We start from the raw sequence: 25,309 nt of genomic DNA, 5'->3' as shown, positions 1-25,309 counted from the left end.
ATACGGAAAGCCTTTCCAATGCACTGATGGCAGTAGCTTCTTATATGGCAGAGGAGAATCTGGAGGAAGCGATGGAGGGGCTGCAGTATGAGATTGAGGACAGTTTCCTGTATGGACTGGACGAGGACAGTATCCGTGTCATGTTCCGGGAACTGTATTCAAACAGTGCTTTTTATATTTTATCACGCCGATGTGGTATTGACCCAATGGAATATCTGGAGGAGGAACATTTTTTCGGGATTACGGATTTTAACCGACTTTCGGTTTTATCATTTCTTGGAAATGCAGTCAGTCAGCTTGTGGAGCCTATACTTATGGATATTGGGAAAACCATACGAAAAATCCAAATGGAAGAACAGGAAAAAACGGTTGCAGATCAAAACTACATCGGCTATAATGAATTTAACACGTTAATTCGCAAAAGTAAGAGCAAAGGAGAGATAGAACATGGAACTGACCTATCACAGAAAGGGAGATTATCTGTTTCCGAACCTGATAATCAAAGAGGAGACAGTGGCAATCGGGAAATACGGGATGCTTCGGAAGACATTTCTGAAGGAACATCGGAAGAACTGGTATCAGAGTATGATGCTGACCGGGAAACTGGAGAATCATCTGGCACAGACCGAGAAGGCAGCGCAGGAGAGAATGGAAGTACTGATGAAAGGGCTGCTGGAACGTTATCCGGCTCCGGAGAAGGAGAGCGATCCGATGGCATGGACAGCCCATATGAACAGCCTGACAGCGATGGCGGAGGAGAGCATCTTGACGGAATTGGTATACAGTTAAGTGAAGAAACAACAGAACAGGATTTGAGTGAAGCAGAGGAGATAGAAGCCTCTGCTTTTTCTTTGCCTGCACTTCCGACTGCAAAGGAACAGATACGGGAGATTGAGGAACGTATGGCTGCATTATATGCCGGGGAGATTTCCATATCCCCGGATGTGGTGGATGAAGTGCTGCGTGTGGGCGGCAACCGGGAAGGAAGCCAGCTTCGTATCATCTATAATTTTATGATTGAGCAGACACCGGAGGAATATACAGAATTTGTACGCCGGGAATATGGAACAGGCGGAAAGGGACTTGTCATTGACGGTACAGAGTATTCCGTCTGGTTTGATGAGCTGGGAATGCAGGTTGCAGTGGGGCATACGGTAACGGACAGGATTTTGGATAAGGTATTTCTTTCATGGGAAGAGGTAAGCGGGCGTATCCACCAGCTTTTGCGTCAGGGGGAATACGCTCCCCAGGTGGTGCTGGATGCGGCACGTTTGAATGCTTTGGAAGAACATGCGACAGTATTGGCATACATGAAACACGATATGGCGGAAGGCGTAGCAGAGATTGTGTTTGGTGACACAGAGATTTTTCATCATGGATTCCCGGATACGGTAAAAAACCTCAGTGAACTGCTGGCACAGCCGGAATATCTGTCGGAAATAAACGAGCGCCTGGAGGGCGCAGCATTGGCCTATGCGGAGGACAAAGACATCATGCGTTTTCATTTCTACCGTCCGGATAAGGTATCGGCACAGTTTAAAAAATTTGCAAAAGAGGCAGTGCCATTTGGCGCAAGAGACGGATTTGCATGGGAGGAACATCCGCTGTTTATTACACAGGATGAGATAGATTCGTTTCTTGCCCGTGGCGGTTCCTATTCAGATGGAAGGTTGAGTACCTATGCTTTTTATCTCCAGAATAAAACGGAAAAGGAAATGGCAGATTTTTTAAAGGAACGGTACGGGACAGGCGGATGCAGTCATGCACTTGACGGTGCGGATGATTCTCATGCGGACTATAACGGAAAAGGATTAAAGCTGGCGAGGGGAAGTTTTGGAAACCCGGATACGCAGGTACTATTGAAATGGCCGCAGGTAGCGAAGAGGGTAACGTATCTGATTGAAAATGATAAATTTCTAAAAGCTGCAGATTATTCCAGAATGCCGGGATACGAACGGGAACAGATGGTAAACCGTATCCTTAGTTTTTATGCCCGTCTGCCAAAAGAAACAGAACGTCCGTTTACAGATGATTTTTTCCATGATGACGCAAGAATTGAACTGGCTGCAGCACTGGAAGATACGGAAACAGCAGCAGAATTAGTGGAAAAGATGGATGCCGCCCTTGCATCCTTACCACTGGATTTTGAAGGCTATGAAGCAAAGGTACAGTTCCTTGTGGACTTACATGGATATGTGGAGGGGACGTATACCATCTTCCCGGAACGTGTGCAGGAAACAGCGGTGGAAAATGGAAAGCAGTTGTCTTTGTTTGATTGGATGGAATCTGATATACAGGATAAAGAAGAAAAAAAAGAGCCATTAGAGAAAGAAGCAGAGCAGGAGAAAGTTGTACCGGAGACAGTAGAAGGGACAGAAAAAGCAGAGGAAATCCCATTTCAGGAGCCGACAAAACAGCAAAAGGCGGAAGCAGTGGAACATGCGGACACAGCACAGGAAACCATCAGACCGGAACTGATTAATTTCCGTATTACGGATGAACACTTGGGGGAAGGCGGACCGAAGCAGAAATTTCGTGCCAATATGGAAGCGGTGAAGTTACTGCATGAACTGGAACTTGAAAACCGTCTGGCAACTCCGCAGGAACAGGAAATTTTATCCCGTTATGTAGGATGGGGCGGACTTTCACAGGCGTTTGAGGAAGGAAACAATCAGTGGGCAGGGGAATTTACGGAATTATATTCAGAACTGTCTCCAGAAGAATACCGGGCGGCGAGGGCTTCTACCTTAAATGCTTTTTATACATCTCCGGTTGTGATCCATGCCATGTATGAAGCACTTTCCAATATGGGGCTGGAATCAGGAAACGTACTGGAACCATCCTGTGGTGTTGGAAATTTCATGGGACTTGTACCAAAGAGCATGGAAGATTTGAAAATGTATGGGGTGGAACTGGACAGCATTTCAGGGAGGATAGCAAAACAGCTTTACCAGAAAAATAATATTTCTGTGCAGGGATTTGAAACGGCGCAGTACCCAGACAGCTTCTTTGACTGTGTGATTGGCAATGTGCCATTTGGAAGCTATAAAGTAGCTGACCGAAAGTACGACCGCCACAATTTTATGATACACGATTATTTCATTGCAAAATCCCTTGACCTTGTTCGTCCGGGCGGTGTTGTGGCAGTGGTCACTTCCAGCGGCACACTGGATAAGCAGAACCCGGCTGTCCGTCAGTATATTGCCAATCGTGCTGACTTACTTGGAGCCATCCGTCTGCCGGATAATGCTTTCCGAAAGAATGCAGGGACAGATGTGGTGTCAGATATTTTGTTTCTCCAGAAAAGAGATTGTGCATCTTTGGAACAGCCGGAATGGGTACAGCTTGATACAACACCGGAAGGATATAGGATGAATGCCTACTTTGTCCGTCATCCGGAAATGGTGTTAGGGGAACTTTCTGTAGAAAGTACACAGTACGGAAAACAGGAAGTGACAGTAAAACCCATTGAAGGGATGGAACTTGCGGTACAGTTAAAAGAGGCGATAAGCCATATACAGGGAGAGATTACGGAGAATACACTGGACGATTTTGAACTGACAGAAACAGACCGTTCCATTCCGGCAGACCCGGCGGTAAGGAATTTCAGTTTTACAAATGTAGACGGGAAAGTATATTACCGGGAAAACTCAAAGATGAATCCGGTGGAACTGCCAGCTTTGACAGCGGAACGTGTACTTGGGATGATTGAGCTGAGAAATGTGACACAGGAACTTATCCAGTGTCAGATGGAGGATGGCAGTGATGAAGAGATAGCTCTTCTGCAGAAAAAATTGAATCAGCAGTATGACCGTTTTTCTTCCCGGTATGGGTTGATCAGCAGTACGGCAAACCGCAGGGCATTTTCGCAGGACAGCAGCTATTGTCTGCTGGCATCTCTGGAATATCTGGATGAGGAAGGAAAGCTGAAGCGTAAAGCAGATATTTTCAGCAAGCGTACCATCCGCAGGGCAGAACCAGTGACCAGTGTGGATACCGCCAGTGAAGCCCTTGCCGTATCCATCGGGGAACGTGCAAAAGTGGATTTGCCGTTTATGGCAGAATTATCGGGAAAAACAGAGGAACAAATCACGGAAGAACTGGCAGGCGCAATTTTCCGGAATCCACTGACAGACAAGTGGGAAACCTCGGATGAATATTTGTCCGGAAATGTACGTGAAAAGCTGGGGATTGCAGAGAGATTTGCCGAAAACCATCCGGAGTATGAAGGCAATGTGCAGTATCTTAAAAAAGTACAGCCGAAAGACCTGGATGCTTCGGAGATTGAAGTCCGCCTGGGGGCAACCTGGGTTGATACAGAGTATATAACACAGTTTATGGGGGAAACCTTTCATACACCGGGCTATTATCTGGGAAGCAAGATTGATGTCCGGTATGCAGCCGTTAATGGGCAGTGGAACATTACCGGGAAAAATATGGACAACAGGGGTAATGCCCTTGTGCAGTCTACTTATGGAACCCAGAGAGCAAATGCGTACCGTCTCTTAGAGGATGCCTTAAACCTGCGTGATACGAAAATCTACGATACCATTGAGGATGCGGACGGGGAACACAGGGTTTTGAATAAAAAGGAAACCATGCTGGCACAACAGAAACAGGAGATGATAAAGGAAGCCTTTAAAGAGTGGATTTTCCGTGACATAGACCGAAGAGAGGCATTATGCAAAAAGTATAATGAATTATTCAATAGCAGCCGTCCACGTGAATACGATGGAAGCCATATTCAGTTTACGGGTATGACACCGGAAATCACGCTGATGCCGCATCAGAAAAATGCGGTTGCCCACATCTTATATGGAAATAATACACTGCTTGCCCATTGTGTCGGTGCAGGAAAAACTTTCCAGATGATTGCGGCAGGTATGGAAAGCAGAAGGCTTGGATTATCCCAGAAAAATTTATATGTGGTGCCGAACCATCTGACAGAACAGTGGGGCAGTGATTTTTTGCGGCTCTATCCGGGGGCAAACGTCCTTGTTGCCACAAAGAAGGATTTTGAACCTGCCAACCGAAAGAAATTCTGTTCCCGGATTGCTACCGGGGATTATGATGCCATTATCATCGGGCACAGCCAGTTTGAACGTATTCCTCTTTCTGTAGAACGTCAGGCGGCAGCGATTGAGAAACAGATTCGTGATATTACTATGGCGATTGAGGATGCAGAAGGGCAGGAGGGAACCCGTTATACAGTCAAGCAGATGGAAAAGACAAGAAAATCCCTGCAGACAAGACTGGATAAATTAAATGACCAGACGAGGAAAGACGATGTGGTGACCTTTGAACAGCTTGGCGTAGACAGGCTCTTTGTGGATGAGAGCCATAATTATAAAAATTTGTTCCTCTACACAAAAATGAGGAACATTGCCGGAATCGCCCAGACGGACGCACAGAAAAGCTCCGATATGTTTATGAAATGCCAGTATTTAGATGAACTGACCGGAGGAAAAGGAGTTACCTTTGCAACGGGGACCCCAGTGTCCAATAGTATGGTTGAACTCTACACCATCATGCGGTATTTACAATATGATACAATCCAGAAAATGGGCCTCGGACATTTTGATTCCTGGGCGGCGGCTTTTGGGGAGACGGTTACGGCGATTGAACTTTCGCCGGAGGGCTATACTTTAATAGGACGATAAAATTAACTGTCCTAAATTGAAAATACATAAGGAAGGAGGTTAAGAGAATGTCAAGGACTTCAAAGATTACAGCACTTTATGAGAGATTATCAAGAGATGATGACCTGAATGGCGAGAGTAATTCCATTACCAATCAGAAAAAATACCTCGAAGATTATGCCCGTAGAAATGGCTTTGAGAACATCCGCCATTTTACTGACGATGGTTTTTCGGGTGTAAATTTCAATCGCCCAGGCTTTCAGTCTTTGATAAAAGAAGTTGAAGCAGGCAATGTCGGAACATTGATTGTTAAGGATATGAGCCGATTAGGGCGAAACTATCTGCAAGTCGGATTTTATACGGAAATTCTGTTTCCGCAGAAAGATGTCCGTTTTCTTGCAATCAACAACAGCATTGACAGCAACAATGCTTCGGATAATGATTTTGCTCCGTTTTTGAATATTATGAACGAATTTTATGCCAAAGACACGAGCAATAAAATCAAGGCTGTATTTGATGCCCGAATGAAAGACGGAAAGCGTTGTAGCGGTTCAATCCCTTATGGATATAACCGATTGCCGAGCGATAAGCAGACGCTTGTTGTTGACCCTGTGGCTTCTGAGGTGGTAAAGCGTATCTTTCTGCTTGCCAATGAGGGCAAAAGTCCACGAGCCATAGCGGAAATACTGACCGAAGAAAAGGTTTTAATTCCTGCCGCATATGCAAAGGAATATCACCCCGAACAGTACAACGGGATTAAGTTTGCAGACCCTTATATTTGGGGCATATCTGCCATTAGAACGATTTTAAGCAGGCAGGAATATCTTGGACATACTGTTTTGAGAAAGTCGGTCAGCACCAATTTTAAATTGCATAAGAGAAAGACTACCGATGAAGATGAGCAGTATGTGTTTTATAACACCCACGAGCCTATCATATCGCAGGAACTTTGGGACAGCGTTCAGAAGCGAAAGAAACGAGTGAACAGAGCTGCGGCAAGAGGTACACATACCAACCGATTAAGCGGTTATCTGTACTGTGCCGACTGTGGCAGGAGAATGACTTTGCAAACGCATTATAGCAAGAAAGACGGTTCTGTTCAGTATTCTTACCGTTGCGGCGGGTATGCAAGCAGGGTTAATTCCTGTACTTCCCATACGATTAGTGCTGATAATGTTGAAGCCTTGATATTATCGGCAGTTAAACGCTTTTCAAGATTTGTTCTGAATGATGAAAAAGCCTTTGCTTTGGAACTGCAATCCCTTTGGAAAGATAAGCAAGAGGAAAAGCCGAAGCACAATCAATCGGAGTTGAAACGCTGTCAGAAACGCTATGACGAACTCTCTACGCTCATTCGTGGCTTGTATGAAAATCTTATATCGGGATTGCTACCCGAAAGACAATACAAGCAACTGATGAAGCAGTATGACGATGAACAGGCTGAATTGGAAGCGAAAATGGAAACGATGAAAAAGGAACTTTCTGAAGAAAAAGACAGCACTATGGATATTCAGCATTTTATATCGCTGATACGCAAGTACAAAAATCCTACGGAAGTTTCTGATTTGATGTTTACCGAACTCATTGACAAGATTGTGGTGTATGAAGCCGAGGGTGTGGGAAAAGCAAAGACACAAAAGGTTGATATTTACTTCAATTATGTCGGACAGGTCGATATTGCCTACACCGAGGAAGAACTTGCCGAGATAAAAGAGCAGGAAGAACAGGAAGAAAAGAAGCGATTGGAGAAACAGCGTCAGCGTGAAAAAGCCTATCGAGAGAAGCGAAAGGCAAAAAAACTTGCTGAAAACGGTGGCGAAATCGTCAAAACAAAGGTATGTCCTCATTGTGGGAAAGAGTTTACCCCTACAAGCAACCGACAGATTTTCTGTTCAAAGGATTGCTGCTATCAGGCAAGGCAGGATAAGACAAAAGCCGATAGAGAAGCGGAAAAAGGAAGTCATTATTATCGTCAGCGTGTATGTGCTGTGTGTGGCAGTACTTACTGGCCTACACACAGTCAGCAGAAATTCTGTTCCGAGGAATGTAAAAAGGTAAATCACAATAAGAAAACCTTGGAGTTTTACTACAAGAAGCAAAAGGAGAAAGAACTATGCAAAGATTTATTACAGACGAAAGAACAGGTATCCGATACGAACTCATCGGAGATTACTATTATCCCTGCCTGACAGTAGAGAAAAGTCCTCCCCTTTCAAAATATGGTCGATTGCGGCAACGATATTTGAGGGAACATAAGCGTGTGCTATATTTTAATCTGCTGACAAGCGGAAAGTTATATGAACACCTTGCCGAAATTGATACTTCGGCTCGTGATATGGCGGAATATCTGATAAAGGAAATGGCAAAGAAGCAGGGTGTAACGGAAGAACTGAAAGCAACGGATATGATGAGATGGATAGGATTGATGAATAACATTCGAACCTGTGCCGATGAGATTGTATTGAATGATATTGTGTATTCCTAACGGATACCAACCGAAGAAGAACTGCTGTCAAACCGATGGCAGTTTTTCTTTTTCGGCAAGTATTCAAGAAGTCATTAAGTCGGGAGTGTAGTCGAAGTGGGCAAGTTGAAAAATCACAATAAATATGGTATAATGCATTTAAATTAAGACAGCAAATCGGTATTTTGGAGGTTGTTATGGCTTTTGATTTTAAGAAAGAATTTAAAGAATTTTATATGCCTAAGAATAAACCAGAGATTGTAAATGTACCTAAGGCAAATTATATTGCAGTTAGAGGAAAAGGCAATCCAAATGAAGAAGGCGGGGCATATCAATAAGCAATCAGTATTCTATATGCTGTTGCATACACATTAAAAATGAGTTACAAGACCGATTATAAAATTAAAGGCTTTTTTGAATATGTTGTTCCGCCATTGGAAGGCTTTTGGTGGCAGGATGATTTTGTGGGTGTAGATTATACAAATAAATCTGCTTTTAACTGGATTTCTGTTATTCGTTTGCCTGATTTCATATCTAAAGCTGATTTTGACTGGGCGATAGAAACAGCAACGAAAAAGAAGAAAATTGATTGTTCGTCAGCAGAATATCTTACGATTGATGAAGGATTATGCGTTCAAATTATGCACATAGGTTCTTTTGATAATGAGCCAGCAACCGTTGCTCTTATGGATACTTATATAGAACAAAATGGGTATCTCAATGATATTAACAAAGATAGACTGCACCACGAGATTTATATGTCTGATGCAAGAAAGGTTGCTCCAGAGAAATGGAAAACTGTAATTAGACATCCGATTAAGAAAGCGTAAAATCGGTATTTGTGGAGAGATTTCTTGAACTTTCCTTATTTTACGGACTTTTCAGCCCCTTAGATAGTGAAATGATATGTATTTTCCCTTATTTTTGCCCTTGTGAGGAATCCGCAAGGGAAATAAGGGAAAATTTTATTTAGGCATTGCTTGCTACTTTATCAAGAAGTCTTGCGGAATCTCGCTTTGCCTTTCTTGTTGAGTGAGCGTAAATGTTCATTGTGGTACTGACATCGGAATGTCCTAACAGTTCCTGTACATCTTTTGGAGCCGCCCCATTCGAGAGCAGGTTGCTGGTGTAGGTGTGACGTAACTGGTGAAAGTGAAAATCTTCAAATCCTTCCAGCTTCTTTGACACTGACCTGCATACAATGCCGAGTGTACTCGGCAGTTCCAGACTGCCATCCGGTCTGAGGCAGACAAAAGAGATTTCTTTATAATCTGCCGGGACTTCCTGTGTTCCGTCAAGGTGATAGTATTCATAATACACCCTGTTTTTCACATGCACTTCTTTGTAGTAGTTGCGGTGGTAAAGTTCCCCGTACTGCATCCGGCTTTTCAGTTGTTCCCGTCTGGCTGTTTTCAATATTTCAGTCAGCGTATCTCCAAAATCAACAATCCTTACTTTCTTTCGCTTGGTTGTTCCAATCACATTTTTATGCTTTGCACCGTCATAACGGATACTGCGTTTTATAGTCAGGCATTGTTCTTCAAGGTTGATGTCCTGCCATGTAAGACCACAGGTTTCCCCGATACGAAGTCCTGCATAATATGCAATCTGGATTGGCAGGATAGCAGATGGATTTTTCTTTTCCAGATACTTGATAAGCCGTTCATAATCCTCATGTGAAATCGGCTGTGTGCCTTCTTCAACTTCATCATCAGAAAAGAGGTCAACTTCCTCTGCCTGCTTTTTCAGCTTAATATACTGCATCGGATTGAAACTGATTAACTGTTTTGGAAATACTGCAAAACGGAATGATTGCTGTAACACTGCGGAAAAAGAATGGATATAATCTTTACTGTATCCTTTTCTCACTTTTCCGTCTGGAAACTCGCCACCGAATATAAGCAGGTCGAGAAATGCCTGTAAATGTTCGGCAGTAACTGTTTTCAGTTTACGGTCTGCAATCGGGTGTTTCTTAGTGCAACGGATTGCACTGAGATAATTTTCCACTGTGCCATTACTGAGTGTTCCGGTTTTCAGTTCTTCTTCTGCCCACATGTCCAGAAGTTCACCTACGGTAAGGTTATCTGCTTTTGCAACAAATTTCTTATCTTCGTAATCTTCCAGTGCCTTGCGGAGAAGTTTTTCTGTCTCACTTTTGCTTTCGGTTCCGGCGTATTCTTTCTGAACCATTTTGCCGCTTGCGTCCTCTACATAGAAGCGGTAGTACCATTTCTTTCCTTTCTTTCTAACAGATCCTTTTGCCATAATCGTATGTCTCCTTTCGATATCAGACAATCAGAACTGCTGAAATGCTTCTTGCGTGTAAGTATATCACAACTCCGGTTGCCTTACTATACCGATTCAGAATCTTCGTACATAACTTCGGATAAAAGATTTGCAAGCCTTTGTTCTGCTGTTTCCGGTTTCTTGGAATAGAGCCTTACAATATCTGCCATATCATTCAATGCGTTGACAGTATGGGTGATCTCCCTGAGAAACATGATCTCGTTATATTCATCATTCGATTCAAACCCCATTACTTTTGCAATGTCCGCTTCTTTGGTATTGCCCTTGTAATTCTTGCAGGCGAACTGGAACGAATCCAGAAACAGTTCATATTGTTTCAACATTAACAGCAGTAAGTCTTTGGAAAAAGCATCTTCTGTTTTCGTAAGGTCAAGAGGTAACTGTTTGAGAATATCAGTCATCGCATCACGAATCTGCAATTCCCTTTTATCCGTAATGTCGGTTTCATATTCGTCTGTTTCCCCTCTGAGCCATTCCACAGATACATGGAGAGCTTCTGAAAGACCTTCCAGCACCATTTTCTTTGTATTGTCAATCGTTCCAGCTTCATATCTCTGAATGGTAGATGCAGTTACACCCATCTTCTCAGCGATATAAGGCTGTGTCAGATTCAATTCTGTACGGCGCTGTTTTGCCCTGCTACCGATCAGCTTGCGTAATTCTTTATCTTTCATGCTGATGTGCCTCCTTTTTCGGTATGTCATTACTATACCACATGACAAACGATATTGCAATATGCAATTAAATAACAATGAATATAATTTCGTAATGCTTGACAAGACGATGTAAACACGCTATACTGACAGCACAAAAGAAATTGCATAATGCAATTTGCAAGGAGGTGGTCATATGACGCAAAGAAAGATTGCCTTATCTATTGAGGAAGCTGCGGATTACACAGGAATCGGCAGGAACACCCTGAGAAAGCTGGTGGAATGGAAGAAACTTCCAGTATTAAAGGTCGGGAGGAAAGTCCTGATCAAAACGGATATGCTGGAACTCTTCATGGAAGCCAACGAGGGCAGGGACTTGAGGGATAAGGGAAATGTAAAAACCGTCACAAGAAACGGTGCAACTTAAAAAGGCGGTTCCCGAAGAAACCGCCAAAGGTTCTATCAGACCGAAGCCATGATATACCTACACGCAAGCAGATTATACCATGTACTTCGTCTGACAGACAACAGAAAACTTATGTTTGGTAGAAAAAAGAAAGGACGATGATATTTATGGCAAGATCAACAAAGAGTTATGAGGAGCGTATGCTCCAGTTGGAAAAGAGAGAACAGGAAAGCCTTGAGAAAGCGAAACAGTACGCAGCACAGAAACGAGAACTGGAAAAGCGAAAGAAAGCTGAGGAAAGTAAAAGACGAACCCACAGGCTCTGTCAGATTGGCGGTGCAGTGGAATCAGTGCTTGGTTCTGTGATTGAGGAAGAAGATATTCCAAAACTGGTCGGCTTCTTAAAAAGGCAGGAAGCAAATGGGAAATTCTTCTCAAAGGCAATGCAGAAAGAGCCAGTTACAAATACGGAGGAAGTGTAATGCCGGAGGGAGTGGAGTTTCCATTCCCTTCATTGCTTTATCATGAAGGGCGCACTTATGGACAACCAGAGGTCGTCCGTATAAGTTTGCCACAGGTGGCAACCGGTCTGCGCTTATGCATGCCGGGCTCGTTCCGTCGGCGGGCATTTCATGCAGACCTGCTCATGCCGCAGGAGACACTCTTCGTCAGAGGGGCGCATTCCATGCAGGCTGTTATGCACAGGGCACTCTTACGCAGAGGGCGTTCCGGCAGATACCATTTTCTTTTAGGAAAACGTTACCTGCCGGAAATCAAAGCCGGATACGGCAGAAAGGGGGAAACGGATCATGGCAATTTTTCATTATACAGTAAAGATTGTTGGACGCAGCAAAGGAAAATCTATCATATCGGCATCTGCTTATCTCAATGGCGATGTGATGAAAAATGAAGAAACAGGCAGAATCAGTTATTACACTTCCAAAAGAGAAGTTGTTTATACCAGCCTGTTGATGTGTGAAAATGCACCACAGGAATGGCTGAATGTACCTGCTGAAAATATCAGACGGTTCCAGAAATCTGTCCGGTATAAAAGAGCAGATAACAAAGATGCTGCACTGGAAAAATTTAAACTTACTTTTCAGAAACAGCGTTTGTGGAATGAAGTTTTGAAGATTGAAAAGACCTCGGATGCACAACTCGGCAGGTCATTTGAATTTTCACTTCCGAAAGAATGGAGCCGACAGGAACAGATTGAATATACAACGGATTATATTCAGAAAAACTTTATAGACAAAGGCATGTGTGCAGATTGGAGCATTCACGATAAGGGCGATGGAAACCCACATGTGCATTTACTTGTTACCATGCGTCCATTCAATCCAGACCATTCATGGGGAAACAAAGAAGTCAAAGACTGGGATTTTGTCAGAGATAATGATGGAAATATCGTGGTCGATGAGTTCCACCCGGACTGGTGGCAGGATAAAAAGGATCCTGACCGTCATGGAATCCGAATCCCGGTACTGGACGAAAATGGTAATCAGAAAGTTGGTGCAAGGAACCGCAAACAATGGAAACGGGTGCTGACCGATGCTACCGGGTGGAATGATCCAAAGAACTGTGAATTGTGGCGGAGCGAATGGGCGAAAGTCTGTAATGCACATTTATCAGTAGAGCAACGAGTTGACCACCGTTCCTATGCAAGACAGGGGAAATTAGAAATTCCTACAATTCATGAGGGTGCAGATGCAAGAAAAATTGATGAGAAATTCCAGAATGGACAAGTACAGACAGCTTCATGGAAAGTAGAGGAAAACCAGATCATAAAAAGACAAAATGCACTGTTGAAAAAGATACAGATCAGTTTCGGAAAAGTGTCTGGTGCATTATCACAATGGAAGGAGCGATTGAATGACCTTAGAAGAAAGCCGGGAAGTCATTCCCATGATGGAGTCAATGATAAACCAGATCGAGGAACAGCAGAAGCTTATGGCAGAGATGGTACAGGAATTGCAGGAACGGGACAGACAGCTTCTGTCCTTCCAGGAGCAGAACCAGAGTTTGCAGACCTTAAACAGCGAATTATCCGGGCTACTGAATCTTTTGCCAGATACAGAAGAACTGCTTTCCCAGATCGAGCAGCTGAAAAACAGAATCGAACAGTTGGAAAACGAGAATCAGCAATGGCAGGAATTAACGCAGAAGTTGAACAGCGAGAACAGCTTATTACTGAAACAGAACAGCGAATTGCTGGCCTTAAACAGCAGATAGAGAAAGCGAGGGATATAGATGAGAGAATGCGTAAACTCAGAGAACGTCGGGCAGGTGGAAGAACTTCTGCTGATGACGGAACAGATGCAGGACGAACTGGATCAGAAAGACGAGACGATTATGGAACTGAACAGGCAGCTAAGCAGATTGCTGAGCTTGAACGAGAAATTGAACAGCGAAAACAGAGCCGAGAATATCGAAGCATTGCGGACAAGATTAAGGCAAACAGAGCAACAATTAACCAGCGAGACAGACAGCAGGAAAAGAGCCGACGCAGAAGTCGTGACATGGAAATTTAAGTACGAAAAAGCAGAACAGGCAAAACGCTATGCACAGACGCACCAAAAGACGGTAGAGGTGCCTGTTGAGAAAAAAGTGCCTTATGAGAAATGCGATAACTGTGACCGCACTGCTTACCAGAAAGCAAAAGAGAAATGCGATAACCGAAAAATTCAGTTGGAGAAAAAATATAAAAATATGACGACAGGTTATGAAAGTATCCTATTCCTGCTGACATGGTACAGTATAGCCACTACACTGTTCGCGGCTATCCTTTCTACTGCTTTCATTAACGACAGCATCACTTTTTTCGTTACGATAGGAAAAGGAATTGTAAGCCTGCTTCAAGAGTTTGTTACAGGTGCAGATTCTTTCGGACAATTAAGCAATGGAATCTCAAATAGTATCATTTCTGAGATTCTGTACTGGTTGATCGCAGCCATTATTATGGGGATTTTATTCCTCATAACGGGATTCCTGATAATCGGGATTGGTTATCAGGTGGGGAAAATCTACCGGAAATATTGTTGGGATATACTCAGCATTATGGTGATAATGATTAGTACAGCTATCGTAGTCTACTTCGGAGAATGGATAAAATCTGTCATTTCGATAAACCTCATTGCACTGTTGCTTCTGGTGCATGTGATCTATATTGGAATCCGATGTTATGTGAAAGACTGGCGGGAAGAACGGGGATATTATTAAAATTTAATTTTTTAACTGCTATTACTTATATTTACTTTCATACTAATGTGTATTATCATATTAGCATGAAAGGAGAAAAATATATGACTCAGTTTGAAAAATTAGATTTGTTGTTGCGTGAATGTGGAGGGACAATTCAGACATTTCAAGTTCTAAATAATGGAATTAGTAAGTCTGTGTTTTATGCATATGTGAAGGAACGAGGATTAGAACAAGCTGCTCATGGTGTGTATGTATCGCCGGATACGTGGACAGATGCAATGTACCTTTTGCATTTACGTTGTGGTCAAGCTGTATTTTCTCATGAAACTGCATTGTTTTTTCATGATTTAACGGACAGAGAGCCTTTGAAATACACCATAACAGTAAGAACTGGATATAATCCAAGTCGTTTGCAGGAAGACGGTTTTCAAGTGTATACAGTAAAAAAGGATTTACATGAAATAGGAATCATAGCTATGCAGACATCATTCGGACATTCCGTTCCCGTTTATGACATGGAGAGAACAATTTGTGATCTGCTTCGTAGTAGAAAAAATGTTGAAGTGCAGATCTTTCAAGACGCATTGAAACAATATGCAAAACGTAAGGATAAAAACTTACGGATGCTTATGAAATACGCAGCTATGTTTCATGTTGAAAACATACTTAGACCATATTTGGAGGTGTTACTTTAGATGATAACAACAGCAAGACAATTAAAGGATTTGATTCGTAACCTGTCAAAGAAAAAATCCGCAGATGCACAGATTTTGATGCGGAATTATATGATGGAACGTTTTTTAGAACGAATTTCTCTATCAGAGTATAAAAACCAGTTTATATTAAAAGGTGGAATGCTTGTGGCGGCAATGGTTGGTCTGGATGCCAGAGCTACTATGGATCTGGATGCTACCATAAAAGGTACCAATGTTAGTGTGGAGGATGTAGAAATGATTATATCCCAAATTATATCAATTCCACTGGACGATGGTGTTTCATTTCGGGTCAAACGGATATCGGAAATCATGGAAGAAGCAGATTATCCTGGTGTTCGTGTAAGCATGGAAACGAAATTTGATGGTGTAATCACACCATTAAAGATTGATATTTCTACAGGGGATGTAATTACACCAAGAGAAATCAAGTACAAATTTAATCTTATGCTTGAAGACCGCACCATTGAGGTATGGGCATATAATCTGGAAACGGTATTGGCTGAAAAATTGGAAACTGTTGTTAGTCGAAACATTACAAATACACGAATGAGAGATTTTTATGATATTTATATTTTACAAAAGTTGTATGGAGAACAACTCCAAAAACAAGTTTTATGGACTGCACTTGTGGCTACAGCCAAAAAAAGGGGAACATTAGACCTGATAGAAGCTGAGGACATAAGAGAAATATTTGACGAAATTGAATCAAGTCCGGTTATGGAGACCTTATGGAAAGCTTATCAAAAAAATTATACTTACGCTGCTGACATTTCATGGCATAGCATTATGAAATCAATTCGCACATTATATGAAATCATATCAAAAAATACATATAATGTATTGCAGTTCCCCAAGAACACAGAAAAGCCGATTGACGGAAGGACAAAACAAGGGAAGGAGTTGCGCCATGAATAAAATCCTGATTATAGATGATGACAGAGAGCTGTGCGCTTTGATTAAACGTAGCGTACAAGCAGAAAACATAGAAGCTGATTTTTGTAATACCGGAAAAGAAGGCTTGCAAAAATTAAAAGAGCAGGAATACCAGCTTGTAGTGCTGGATGTGATGATGCCCGGTATGAATGGCTTTGAAACGCTGGAAGAAATCCGCAAAGAGAACAGTCTGCCGATTTTGATGTTTACATCCAAAAATGACAGCATTTCTAAAGTGCGGGGCTTACGGGCCGGGGCGGACGATTATCTGACAAAACCGTTTGATATGGACGAACTGATTGCCCGTATTGCGTCCCTCATTCGCCGCTACACCCGTTTTAATCATCAAGCCGGAGCTGTGCAAAAACTGGATTTTGATGGATTGCAAATTGACCTTGAAAATCGTTCTGTTACGACGGAAAATGGCACTTTTGAACTTCCACCAAAGGAATTTGATCTGCTCCTGTACTGTGCAAAGCATCAAGGAAAAATTTTGACAAAACAGCAGATTTATGAGGAAGTTTGGGGCGAAGAATATTTCTATGATGACAGTAACATTATGGCGATTATCAGTCGGCTTCGAAAAAAATTAGAAGTCAATCCTTCCAGTCCAAAGTATATACAAACGGTCAAAGGGATTGGCTACCGGTTTAATAAGGAGGTGTAGTCAGTATGGAAATCATTGTATTCTTGTCCATTGTGATTGCTGTTGTGGTTGTATTGACTTCCATCGTTCTCATTCGGCGTGTAAAAAAACAAATAGCAGAAATGACCGATGTGCTGGTTGATGTGAAAAACGGAAATGGCAACCGGCGTATTCTATCTGCAACAAATGAACTGACAGCACCTCTTGCCTATGAAATCAACGAGATCGTTGTGGCTTATGAAAGCAGACTTTCAACTGTACGGCAGACAGAAGAAACCAACCGCCAGCTTATGACGAGCCTTTCCCATGATGTGCGAACGCCCCTTACTACTCTGATTGGGTATCTTGACGCTGCACACAAAGGACTGGTCACAGGAAAAGACCGGGATGATTATATTGAAACCGCCCGCCGGAAAGCCCATGATCTGAAAGAATATATTGATGTACTCTTTGACTGGTTCAAGTTAAATTCTAACGAGTTTGCTTTGGAGATCCAGAGCGTTGAAGCCGCAGAGCTGACAAGAAATATCCTAATCGACTGGATACCGATTTTTGAAGATAAGCAGGTCGATTATGACATTGATATTCTCGAACAGCCTGTCCGGGTAAGATTGGATACGGACAGCTATATGAGGATCGTCAACAATCTCATTCAAAATGTGATCGCTCACAGCCATGCAGACAAAATCAAAATTGTCCTGTCAAAGAAGGAAAATAACATGGAGCTGCTGCTGGCGGATAATGGAGTAGGAATTGAGAAAGACGATTTGAAACACATATTTGAACGGCTTTATAAGTGTGATAAAGGACGCTCCGAAAAGGGCAGCGGACTTGGTCTTTCTATTGTCCATCAACTTGTAGAAAAGATGGGTGGAAGCATAACAGTTGAAAGTTTTCCGGGAGAAGGAACTGAATTTATGTTGATTTTTCCTTTAGAGATTTAAGCGGGTTCCCGTCTTTATGTCGGGAACCTTACTTATTTTCAGAAGTCTTTTAGAAAATGGCATGGGAACCTTCTCAATCCCCAAACGGATTGAGAAGTAGCGGAATAGGATTTGCATTGCAATTCCTATTCCTATTCCTTAATTGCAAGGTTAATGCAAGGTTGCGGCAAGGTTAATGCAAGGTTGGCGTGATAGAATACCTTACAGAACAGGAGGTTTTGAATATGGATACAAATTACATCATTGAAACAAAAAATCTGACGAAGCAATACGGCTTACAAAAGAGTGTGGCTGACTTAAATATCCATGTGAAGCGTGGGAGAATTTATGGTCTGCTGGGCAGAAATGGAGCCGGAAAAACCACGACCATGAAAATGTTGTTGGGCTTAACGAAGCCGACTTCCGGTGAGGTTAAAATCTGGGGAAAATCTTTGCAGGGGAATGAAAAGAAATTGTTGCCCCGTATCGGCAGCCTAATTGAGTCCCCCGGCTTTTATCCCAATCTGACCGGCACAGAGAACCTGCGTATCTTTGCTACCCTACGGGGCGTACCGAACAATCATGCCATCAAAGACGCTCTTGATCTGGTTGGACTGCCCTACAAAGATAAAAAGCTCTTTTCTCAGTATTCTCTTGGTATGAAGCAGCGGCTTGCCATCGCTCTTGCCGTTATGCACGATCCGGAGCTTTTGATTTTGGATGAGCCGATCAACGGTCTCGATCCCATCGGCATTGCAGAAGTGCGATCCTTTATTCGAGAGCTTTGCGATGCAAGAGGAAAAACCATTTTGATTTCCAGTCACATTCTTTCGGAGATTTCCTTGCTGGCTGACGATATTGGAATTATCGACCACGGAGCATTACTGGAAGAAGAAAGCCTTGCAGAGCTGGAGCAAAAAAGCAGTAAGCATATCAGGTTTACGCTCTCTGATACTGCACAGGCAGCAAGAATTTTGGAACGCAATTTCCATGAAAACCATTTTTCCATACAGGACGACCACAATCTGCGCCTGCACAACCTTGATCTGCCTGTGGGAAAAATTGTAACTGCCTTTGTAGAAAACGGATTGGAGGTATCGGAGGCGCATACCTGTGAAGAAAGTCTTGAAGATTACTTCAAGCGTGTGACAGGGGGCGAAGGAATTGCTTAAACTGATCAAATGTGAATTTTTGAAATTGAAACGGAAGAAATTTATTCCGCTGATTATTTTGGCTGCTTTCCTGTTTCCAATCCCGCTGACCTATCTGATGACAACACCCTCTATGATGGAGCGATATACGGATCGGGCAGATGCTTTCGACGGACTATTTAACATGGTGTTGGGATATGGTATCCAGTTTTTACTGCCCTGCATTATCGGTGTGATTGCCGCTATCCTGTTTTTTATGGAACGCGACAACGACACATTCAAAAATCTGCGTACAATTCCCGTAACCAGCACACAAATGGTGCTTGCAAAAATTATTGTCCTGTTTCTCTTTGGAATTGTTTTTTGTGTGGCTTCTACCATTGCAACAATTCTTTGCGGATTTGGAACATTAGAAGTTTATGGAATAGGCTATAAATTGTTTTTAGCGGTTGAAACAGGAATTTTCATTACGGCAGGAACACTCCCGTTGATTGTCCTTGTTGTCTTTTTCAGTAAAACCTATGTTTTTTCCATTTTACTGTGTGTCTTTTACAGTGTTCTGAACATGAGTACTACGGCATTGTTTGATACGTTGCCTAAAACCATGTTATGGCTTCTGCCCACGCCACTGACTACATTTTGGAGTGCAGGAGATATGGCGGCTCATGGAATAAAAATGGACTTAGAGCAAATGACAGGGCTAATTCCTTCAACATTTCAAGTTGTATTCATTCTTGGGATCATGGCATTGGTTTCGTTCTTACTAATTGACAGATTATATAAGCAGAGGGGGGAATAAACATGGTTCGCATTGTAAAAACAGAATTTTATAAATTGAAAAGGTATCATATCCTTTGGGCGGGCGTTGCACTCATGCTCCTATCCGTCCTGCTGACCTTGTTTACCTCTATGGCGAATGATGGTTCCGTTTGGGATTTCGCCTATCTTACAGAACAGGTCATCAAAAACAATATGTCCATGATTTTTCCGATGTGTATCAGCCTAATTGCTGGATATATGATTTCTCGTGAGCAGACGGATGACACACTGAAAAATATTCTGACTGTGCCGATTTCTTTTAAGAAGCTGCTGACCGGAAAATTGATTGTGTGCGGCGTATTGTCTATTATTTTCGGGCTGATATGCAGCTTGTTTACAATCATAGCGGAAATGATTGTGGGATTTCCAGGCTTTGAGATTTCCTTAGCTCTAAAAGCAGCCTTGCAGATTACTGCGGTTAATTTCTTTTTATATCTTGCGGTTCTGCCGATTATCGCTCTTACTTGTCGGAGGACAGGTAGCTTTTTAGTCGGTGTAATCATTGCTTTTGTCTATGGATATGGAGGGATGTTTGCCGCAGGAAATATGACATTAGCAAACCTTTATCCGATTACCGCAAGTCTTGGAATGGTAGGCTACCGCAGCTATGATACCGCAGTCAACTGGAATATCGGAAGCTGTTCTTGCAGTCTTGTGCTTGCTGTCGTTATTTCTGCCATCTTGATTTTGTGCATGAAAGAGCGAGAAGCAACCCAAACAAAGAAAAAGGCCAAAAAGGTAGCACCAAAGAAAGGCTGGTGATGATTTTATTAAGAAAATAGTTTTAGCATTGGCATTTGTCCTTTTGGGAAGTTTTATGATTTCTGGCTGTTCAAAAGATGAAATTCTCAATCATTATAATAATATCGTTCAGTCGGCTGGAGTCATAGAGCTTACAGGAAAGTTATCTTTGGAAGGAACAAAAGAAAAAGGGATTGATGATTATACGGGAACTTATACGGCTGATTATAAGAATTTTTCAGATACAGAGTATTTGTTCGGAGGAACTTCCATAAAGAGAGAAGCCGGTAAGGAGCTGTCTATTGATTGCACTTTGGAGATTACGGAAGGTACTGCAAAAGTATTTTGGATTTCTGGATCTGATGAAGCAGTCACTTTGATTGAAGCAACTGGAACTTATAGTGACACAATTACACTTCCTGATGGTGGAAATTATATCGGCATTGAATGTGAGAATTTCACTGGAAACATTGAATTAAATATTGAATAATACTCTGCCGGACGACGGCAAAAGAAAAAAAGCCGTCATAAAGCATACAATGTGACACGCCCATTTGGAACGGCGGCTTTGATTTTCAGAGCCGCCCTTTCTTTGCGTTTACACAAACCTATGAGGAATTTTCCGGAAATATTGTAGCTAATAGTGATTTAAACTGTTGTATTTGTTTAAAAATTAAAAATTTCTAATGAATCTTCCGCATCTACCCACATCTGCAAATTTCCATCAAAATATAATCTTGCATATTCAAGAGGTTCGTCAATGGCGAGTGCGTTTAATGCACAGTCTGATCCTGGTGTGGTTTTTAAGTCCTTTTCAGCTTCCCAACAGTCAATGCGGAGCATATAGCCAACAGAGGTGTAAACATCAATACTGTTGCGCTTGGGATTGTATTCTGCAAATATTGTTCTCATCGTATCAAATCTCCTTATCGTTAAATCAATCATTTGTTGCAAAAATCAGAAGCATTTCAATCAGTTCACCATGTCACTTTCATTTTGTGTTATACTGTTTTATATGTTTTTTTGCCCTTGTATTTGCCCTTATCAGAGTTCGTAAACACTGATGGGACGATATAACACAAGGGAAACAATAAGGGAAAGTTCACCTGCGATAAATCCAGTGTTTTCAATGGTTTGCGGAGAATTTAATAACAAAATATAACAGTTATTAAATTTCTTAAAATAGGTGAAATCTCAATCGGAATTTGTGGAGGATATTAAAATGGCGCAGATAATATGGGATGGCAATAAAAACTGGGAAAACGTTTGGGACGGTAAGCAGCCGTGGGACAGAGAGATTGAAGAAAAAAGCATTCCTGAAAATGCAGTTCTAATTGACAGACCAGATGACATAATTAAAGCATCAATTCCATACATGATTATCCCTTGTATTGTATGCTTTGTTGCAATTTTTACAAAAAAGGCGCAATCAGATGAATTTATATTTAATTTATGGTTTATGCCGCTGTCATTTATTATTGGCTTTTTTGTTGCGATGCCGTTACATGAATTTCTTCATGCTATAAGTTATCCAAAGGGGGCAAAAGTTTATATAGGAGTATCTCTAAAACAGTTGAGAGCATATGCTGCATCCTCAGCAGCACTTAGCAGAGGACGATATATAATGATGTCATTGGCACCTTTGATTCCGGGGATAATCTTTCTTGCTGTTTTCGTGGTCTGCCCGATTTCAATGAAGTGGTTGATGACAATATGTGTAGTTCCTTCGTTTATGGGACTAATTTCTCCAGCACCCGATTATATGGATGTTTTAATCATATTGCGAAAGGTACCGAAGGGGGCAATGATTCAGGCAACAGAAAATGGATTGGTTTGGTATCTCTAATACGACAGATTCCAGTTGTGCGCCCAGCTAAGGGTGTGTAGTCAAGCCGGTGGGAATCCGGTTTATCCAAGGTTTAGCCAACCAGATAATAGCGAGTCTTGGGATGATGTCGGTAACGGCATTTGACAAGCGTAGACAGCAAGAAAGCAGGGTTGAATAGTGATTGAGCTTCGAAACGTTAACTTCAGTCGGTCGACGTCTTAACTGGTGCGGAAGACAATATCATGTAATACGATATGGCGAGTATTATGTGGCACTGCGGAGTCAGAGAACCAATCATGTTTTACATCGTGAATACACATCAACTGGGGAGAACCTGCCGTTTCTCGAAAAAGAGTATGAAGTCACAACTGAAAACGGAGGATTTCAAATGAATGGCAGGTAGTCGGACAATCTCATAGTACTGTAGAAATCGGGTAATGCCGATGGAGGGAAGGGGATTGCATAGTAAAGGTCTTACTGAGGACACATTATCCGTACTCAGGGACGGAGGAAATAATGGAAACGAAATTAGTAAGAATAGCTGAAATATCAGCAACAACAAAACATCCTATATTTACATCAGTGTACCATTTGATAAATGAAGATATGTTAAAGCAATGTCATAAGGAATTAGATGGGAGCAAAGCAGTCGGAATCGACAAGGTAACCAAAGATGAGTATGGGAAGAACCTTGACAGAAATATCAAGGATTTAGTACAAAGGCTGAAAAACAAATCCTTTAAGCCACTTCCATCGCTGAGGGTATACATTCCTAAAGCAAATGGAAAGAAAAGACCATTAGGGATAGCTTCTTATGAAGATAAGTGTTGAATCGAAAAACATCGTAGAAATACGGTGTTTTTTGTTACCCTAAAATCTACAATTTTATACATAACCACAGGTTAGTACAAACGCCTTGTGTCCCTTTTTGAAAGGCTTAAAACGAGGTTTTTTCCTTGATTTTCGCCCCGAAAAGCAACACAAACAAGGTTTAGGTATCAATCTGTGGTTTTTATATTTTCAGAAAAGGAGAACAAGAAATGATGAAACAGAATGAAAACGAAATGAATTTCAGCGTACCTCTTGAAATCATCAAGGCAAGTGAAATCGAGCCGAAAGAAGTAAAGTGGCTGTGGTATCCGTATATTCCCTTTGGTAAGGTTACGCTGTTGCAAGGAGATCCGGGCGATGGGAAAAGCAAGTTAATGCTTTCCATTGCCGCCCTGCTCTCAAAGGGAGAACCACTCCCCTTTACAGAAACGGAAGAAAACGAGCCTATGACTATCATCTATCAGACAACGGAAGATGACGCAGACGATACCGTAGTACCCCGCTTCAATTCTGCCGGCGGAGACGGAGAAAACCTTATCTTCATCAAGGAAGATGAAAAGACTTTATCTTTCGGAGATAACCGCATTCGTGAAGCGATTAAAAAGTACAATGCAAAGCTCCTAATTCTTGATCCGTTGAGTTCGTATATCGGAGAGAACTGCTCTATGAACAATGCCAACGAAACACGAGCAGAGTTTAACCATCTGATAGCAGTTGCAAAAGATATGGGTTGTGCGATTGTCATTATCGCTCATATGAACAAGATGAAAGATAATAATCCACTCTACCGCACCAACGGCTCGATTGACATTGCGGGTGCTGCAAGAAGCATTCTTGCAATCACACACACACCGAACAAGGAAGCACCTGCGGAAAGATATTTGGTGCAAGTGAAATCAAATCTCGCACCAACAGGTTCGGCAATTCTTTTTGAGGTTGCCGAAAAAGGCGTGGACTTCATTTCCGAAATGGAGATGACAGCCGAAGAAGCGTTTTTATCTCTTGCTCCACAAATGGGCAGACCAAATGAAAAAGAGATGAAAGCAAAATCATTTCTCGTTGAAATGTTGCAGGGAGGAGAAATGCTTTCTTCGGATTGTGAAGAAAAACTTGAAGCCGCAGGGTTCAAGAAATCGACCATCAAAAAGGCAAAGAAAAACGCAGGAGTTATCTCCCGAAAGAAAGGTTTTCTGTGGTACTGGTCTTTGCCGATGGGCGATATACCGAGAGAATAAATGCAGGCTGTCTGCTGATGGGACAGTCTGTTTTTATGATTGAGGTATCTAAGGAGGTCAAGGGGGAACACCCTTGCCCACGACATCTTTGCAGACGAAGTCTGAAAGTGTCATAGTGGGTTACACACATTCAAAGAATGTCGTGTAATGGATTCGCCCTGCCGAGAAAGGAGAGCAAAAATGGCAAAAAACAACAAGGCGGATATGAGTTGTGCAAGGGTAAAAAAGTACACCGCTTTTGATGTGAGCAAGGCGGAAAGGCACAACGAACGCAAGAATGAAAGCTATGAAAATATGAATGTGATTGAGGAACGCATACCCTATAATGTGCATTTCAAAAAGCCTTTTGCCCCGACCTATATGGAGCAATTAAAGCAGATGGAAGCTGATGGTTTAGCGTCGCTTCGTGGTTTGAGAAAAGACGCAACGCTGTTCAATGAGATTGTGATTGATGTGAACACAATGTACTTCGAGCGTAACGGTGGCTACGAATATGCAAAGCAGTTTTATGAAGAAGCGTTCCATTTTATCGAGGAAAAATTCGGTGCAGAAAATGTTATATCGGCTGTAATGCACGCTGATGAAATCAATGTAGCGGCAACCGAGGAACTTGGGAAAGAGGTGTACCACTATCATCTTCACGCTATGGTTCTGCCTGTGGTGGAGAAAGAAATCCTATGGAGCAAGCGTTGCAAAGATGAAAAACTGCGAGGAACAGTTAAGGAAGTTGTTCATCAAATCAGCCATTCAAAGAAATGGAAATCGGATATTCCGCTGACCGACGAAAAAGGCAATCCGCTTCTCAGAAAGAACGGA

General features: G+C 42.2%; 22 protein-coding genes and 2 pseudogenes. 21 read left to right on the top strand and 3 right to left on the bottom strand.

Going from position 1 to position 25,309, the window contains the following annotated elements:
* Positions 1 to 447 precede the first annotated feature (447 nt).
* The 5 genes and pseudogenes from AB5642_RS12555 to AB5642_RS12535 all read left to right on the top strand — a co-directional run bounded on the left by AB5642_RS12555 (position 448) and on the right by AB5642_RS12535 (position 8,933).
* Entirely contained in the window at positions 448 to 789 is a 342-nt protein-coding gene (locus tag AB5642_RS12555; RefSeq protein ID WP_226855158.1) for a TnpV protein, read from the top strand.
* On the top strand, positions 717 to 5,660 hold the full coding sequence (locus AB5642_RS12550) for a DEAD/DEAH box helicase family protein (RefSeq protein ID WP_368371674.1): 4,944 nt from the start codon (positions 717 to 719) through the stop codon (positions 5,658 to 5,660). The genes AB5642_RS12555 and AB5642_RS12550 overlap by 73 nt, the downstream gene beginning before the upstream one ends.
* 47 nt (positions 5,661 to 5,707) lie before the next feature.
* Positions 5,708 to 7,828 (top strand): recombinase family protein, encoded by a 2,121-nt coding sequence (locus tag AB5642_RS12545; RefSeq protein WP_055173296.1) that lies wholly within the window; start codon positions 5,708 to 5,710, stop codon positions 7,826 to 7,828.
* Positions 7,753 to 8,124, top strand: a complete 372-nt coding sequence (locus tag AB5642_RS12540) for a TnpV protein (RefSeq protein WP_004612398.1) — start codon at positions 7,753 to 7,755, stop codon at positions 8,122 to 8,124. Before AB5642_RS12545 ends, AB5642_RS12540 begins: the two co-directional genes overlap by 76 nt.
* Before the next feature lie 176 nt (positions 8,125 to 8,300).
* Positions 8,301 to 8,933, top strand: a pseudogene (locus tag AB5642_RS12535) (GyrI-like domain-containing protein).
* A gap of 139 nt (positions 8,934 to 9,072) precedes the next feature.
* Here the strand turns inward: AB5642_RS12535 and AB5642_RS12530 are convergent.
* A complete protein-coding gene (locus AB5642_RS12530; RefSeq protein ID WP_368371673.1) occupies positions 9,073 to 10,368 on the bottom strand; it encodes a tyrosine-type recombinase/integrase in 1,296 nt (431 codons plus the stop codon).
* Between the two features lie 86 nt (positions 10,369 to 10,454).
* Positions 10,455 to 11,084 (bottom strand): helix-turn-helix domain-containing protein, encoded by a 630-nt coding sequence (locus AB5642_RS12525; protein WP_004841162.1) that lies wholly within the window; start codon positions 11,082 to 11,084, stop codon positions 10,455 to 10,457.
* Between the two features lie 175 nt (positions 11,085 to 11,259).
* Here AB5642_RS12525 and AB5642_RS12520 point away from each other — a divergent pair, with 175 nt between their 5' ends.
* The 12 genes and pseudogenes from AB5642_RS12520 to AB5642_RS12465 all read left to right on the top strand — a co-directional run bounded on the left by AB5642_RS12520 (position 11,260) and on the right by AB5642_RS12465 (position 21,089).
* Entirely contained in the window at positions 11,260 to 11,490 is a 231-nt protein-coding gene (locus tag AB5642_RS12520) for a helix-turn-helix domain-containing protein (protein ID WP_368371672.1), read from the top strand.
* Between the two features lie 146 nt (positions 11,491 to 11,636).
* Positions 11,637 to 11,951, top strand: a complete 315-nt coding sequence (locus tag AB5642_RS12515) for a relaxasome subunit MobC (protein WP_368371671.1) — start codon at positions 11,637 to 11,639, stop codon at positions 11,949 to 11,951.
* A 327-nt stretch (positions 11,952 to 12,278) separates the two neighbouring features.
* Entirely contained in the window at positions 12,279 to 14,000 is a 1,722-nt protein-coding gene (locus AB5642_RS12510) for a MobA/MobL family protein (RefSeq protein ID WP_368371670.1), read from the top strand.
* On the top strand, positions 13,984 to 14,688 hold the full coding sequence (locus tag AB5642_RS12505; RefSeq protein ID WP_368371669.1) for a DUF6040 family protein: 705 nt from the start codon (positions 13,984 to 13,986) through the stop codon (positions 14,686 to 14,688). Before AB5642_RS12510 ends, AB5642_RS12505 begins: the two co-directional genes overlap by 17 nt.
* Positions 14,689 to 14,771: 83 nt before the next feature.
* Positions 14,772 to 15,365: an abortive phage infection protein gene (locus tag AB5642_RS12500; RefSeq protein ID WP_368371668.1), complete on the top strand. Its 594-nt coding sequence runs from the start codon at positions 14,772 to 14,774 to the stop codon at positions 15,363 to 15,365.
* Positions 15,366 to 16,202: pseudogene (locus AB5642_RS12495) on the top strand (nucleotidyl transferase AbiEii/AbiGii toxin family protein); the annotation flags it as partial.
* 91 nt (positions 16,203 to 16,293) lie between these two features.
* Positions 16,294 to 16,986 (top strand): response regulator transcription factor, encoded by a 693-nt coding sequence (locus tag AB5642_RS12490; protein ID WP_368371667.1) that lies wholly within the window; start codon positions 16,294 to 16,296, stop codon positions 16,984 to 16,986.
* 5 nt (positions 16,987 to 16,991) lie between these two features.
* Entirely contained in the window at positions 16,992 to 17,909 is a 918-nt protein-coding gene (locus AB5642_RS12485) for a sensor histidine kinase (RefSeq protein ID WP_368371666.1), read from the top strand.
* Between the two features lie 224 nt (positions 17,910 to 18,133).
* The gene (locus AB5642_RS12480; RefSeq protein WP_368371665.1) at positions 18,134 to 19,060 is read left to right on the top strand and encodes an ABC transporter ATP-binding protein; all 927 of its coding nucleotides are present in this window, start codon (positions 18,134 to 18,136) and stop codon (positions 19,058 to 19,060) included.
* Positions 19,053 to 19,838 carry an ABC transporter permease gene (locus AB5642_RS12475; protein ID WP_368371664.1) on the top strand — a complete coding sequence of 262 codons (786 nt, stop codon included), beginning with the start codon at positions 19,053 to 19,055 and terminating at the stop codon, positions 19,836 to 19,838. The genes AB5642_RS12480 and AB5642_RS12475 overlap by 8 nt, the downstream gene beginning before the upstream one ends.
* 2 nt (positions 19,839 to 19,840) lie before the next feature.
* Entirely contained in the window at positions 19,841 to 20,620 is a 780-nt protein-coding gene (locus tag AB5642_RS12470) for an ABC transporter permease (RefSeq protein ID WP_110102443.1), read from the top strand.
* A gap of 7 nt (positions 20,621 to 20,627) precedes the next feature.
* The gene (locus tag AB5642_RS12465; RefSeq protein ID WP_368371678.1) at positions 20,628 to 21,089 is read left to right on the top strand and encodes a hypothetical protein; all 462 of its coding nucleotides are present in this window, start codon (positions 20,628 to 20,630) and stop codon (positions 21,087 to 21,089) included.
* Between the two features lie 176 nt (positions 21,090 to 21,265).
* Here the strand turns inward: AB5642_RS12465 and AB5642_RS12460 are convergent, their stop codons facing one another.
* A complete protein-coding gene (locus AB5642_RS12460) occupies positions 21,266 to 21,511 on the bottom strand; it encodes a DUF6061 family protein (protein ID WP_368371663.1) in 246 nt (81 codons plus the stop codon).
* 310 nt (positions 21,512 to 21,821) lie between these two features.
* Between AB5642_RS12460 and AB5642_RS12455 the strand changes: the two genes are divergently transcribed.
* From AB5642_RS12455 to AB5642_RS12440, 4 genes are all read left to right on the top strand, one after another.
* A complete protein-coding gene (locus AB5642_RS12455; RefSeq protein WP_055173302.1) occupies positions 21,822 to 22,445 on the top strand; it encodes a DUF3267 domain-containing protein in 624 nt (207 codons plus the stop codon).
* A gap of 498 nt (positions 22,446 to 22,943) precedes the next feature.
* Positions 22,944 to 23,258 carry an RNA-directed DNA polymerase gene (locus AB5642_RS12450; protein WP_368371662.1) on the top strand — a complete coding sequence of 105 codons (315 nt, stop codon included), beginning with the start codon at positions 22,944 to 22,946 and terminating at the stop codon, positions 23,256 to 23,258.
* 209 nt (positions 23,259 to 23,467) lie between these two features.
* Positions 23,468 to 24,493: an AAA family ATPase gene (locus AB5642_RS12445; RefSeq protein WP_055173304.1), complete on the top strand. Its 1,026-nt coding sequence runs from the start codon at positions 23,468 to 23,470 to the stop codon at positions 24,491 to 24,493.
* Positions 24,494 to 24,673: 180 nt separating this feature from the next.
* Positions 24,674 to 25,309 (top strand): plasmid recombination protein (locus tag AB5642_RS12440; protein ID WP_368371661.1); only part of this gene is annotated, 636 nt, incomplete at its 3' end.

It is taken from the genome of Ruminococcus sp. 1001136sp1_2201st1_G3_2201SCRN_220225, assembly GCF_040924365.1.
Taxonomy (GTDB): domain Bacteria; phylum Bacillota; class Clostridia; order Lachnospirales; family Lachnospiraceae; genus Blautia_A; species Blautia_A faecis.
This window is presented reverse-complemented; position numbering and strand designations above follow the sequence as displayed.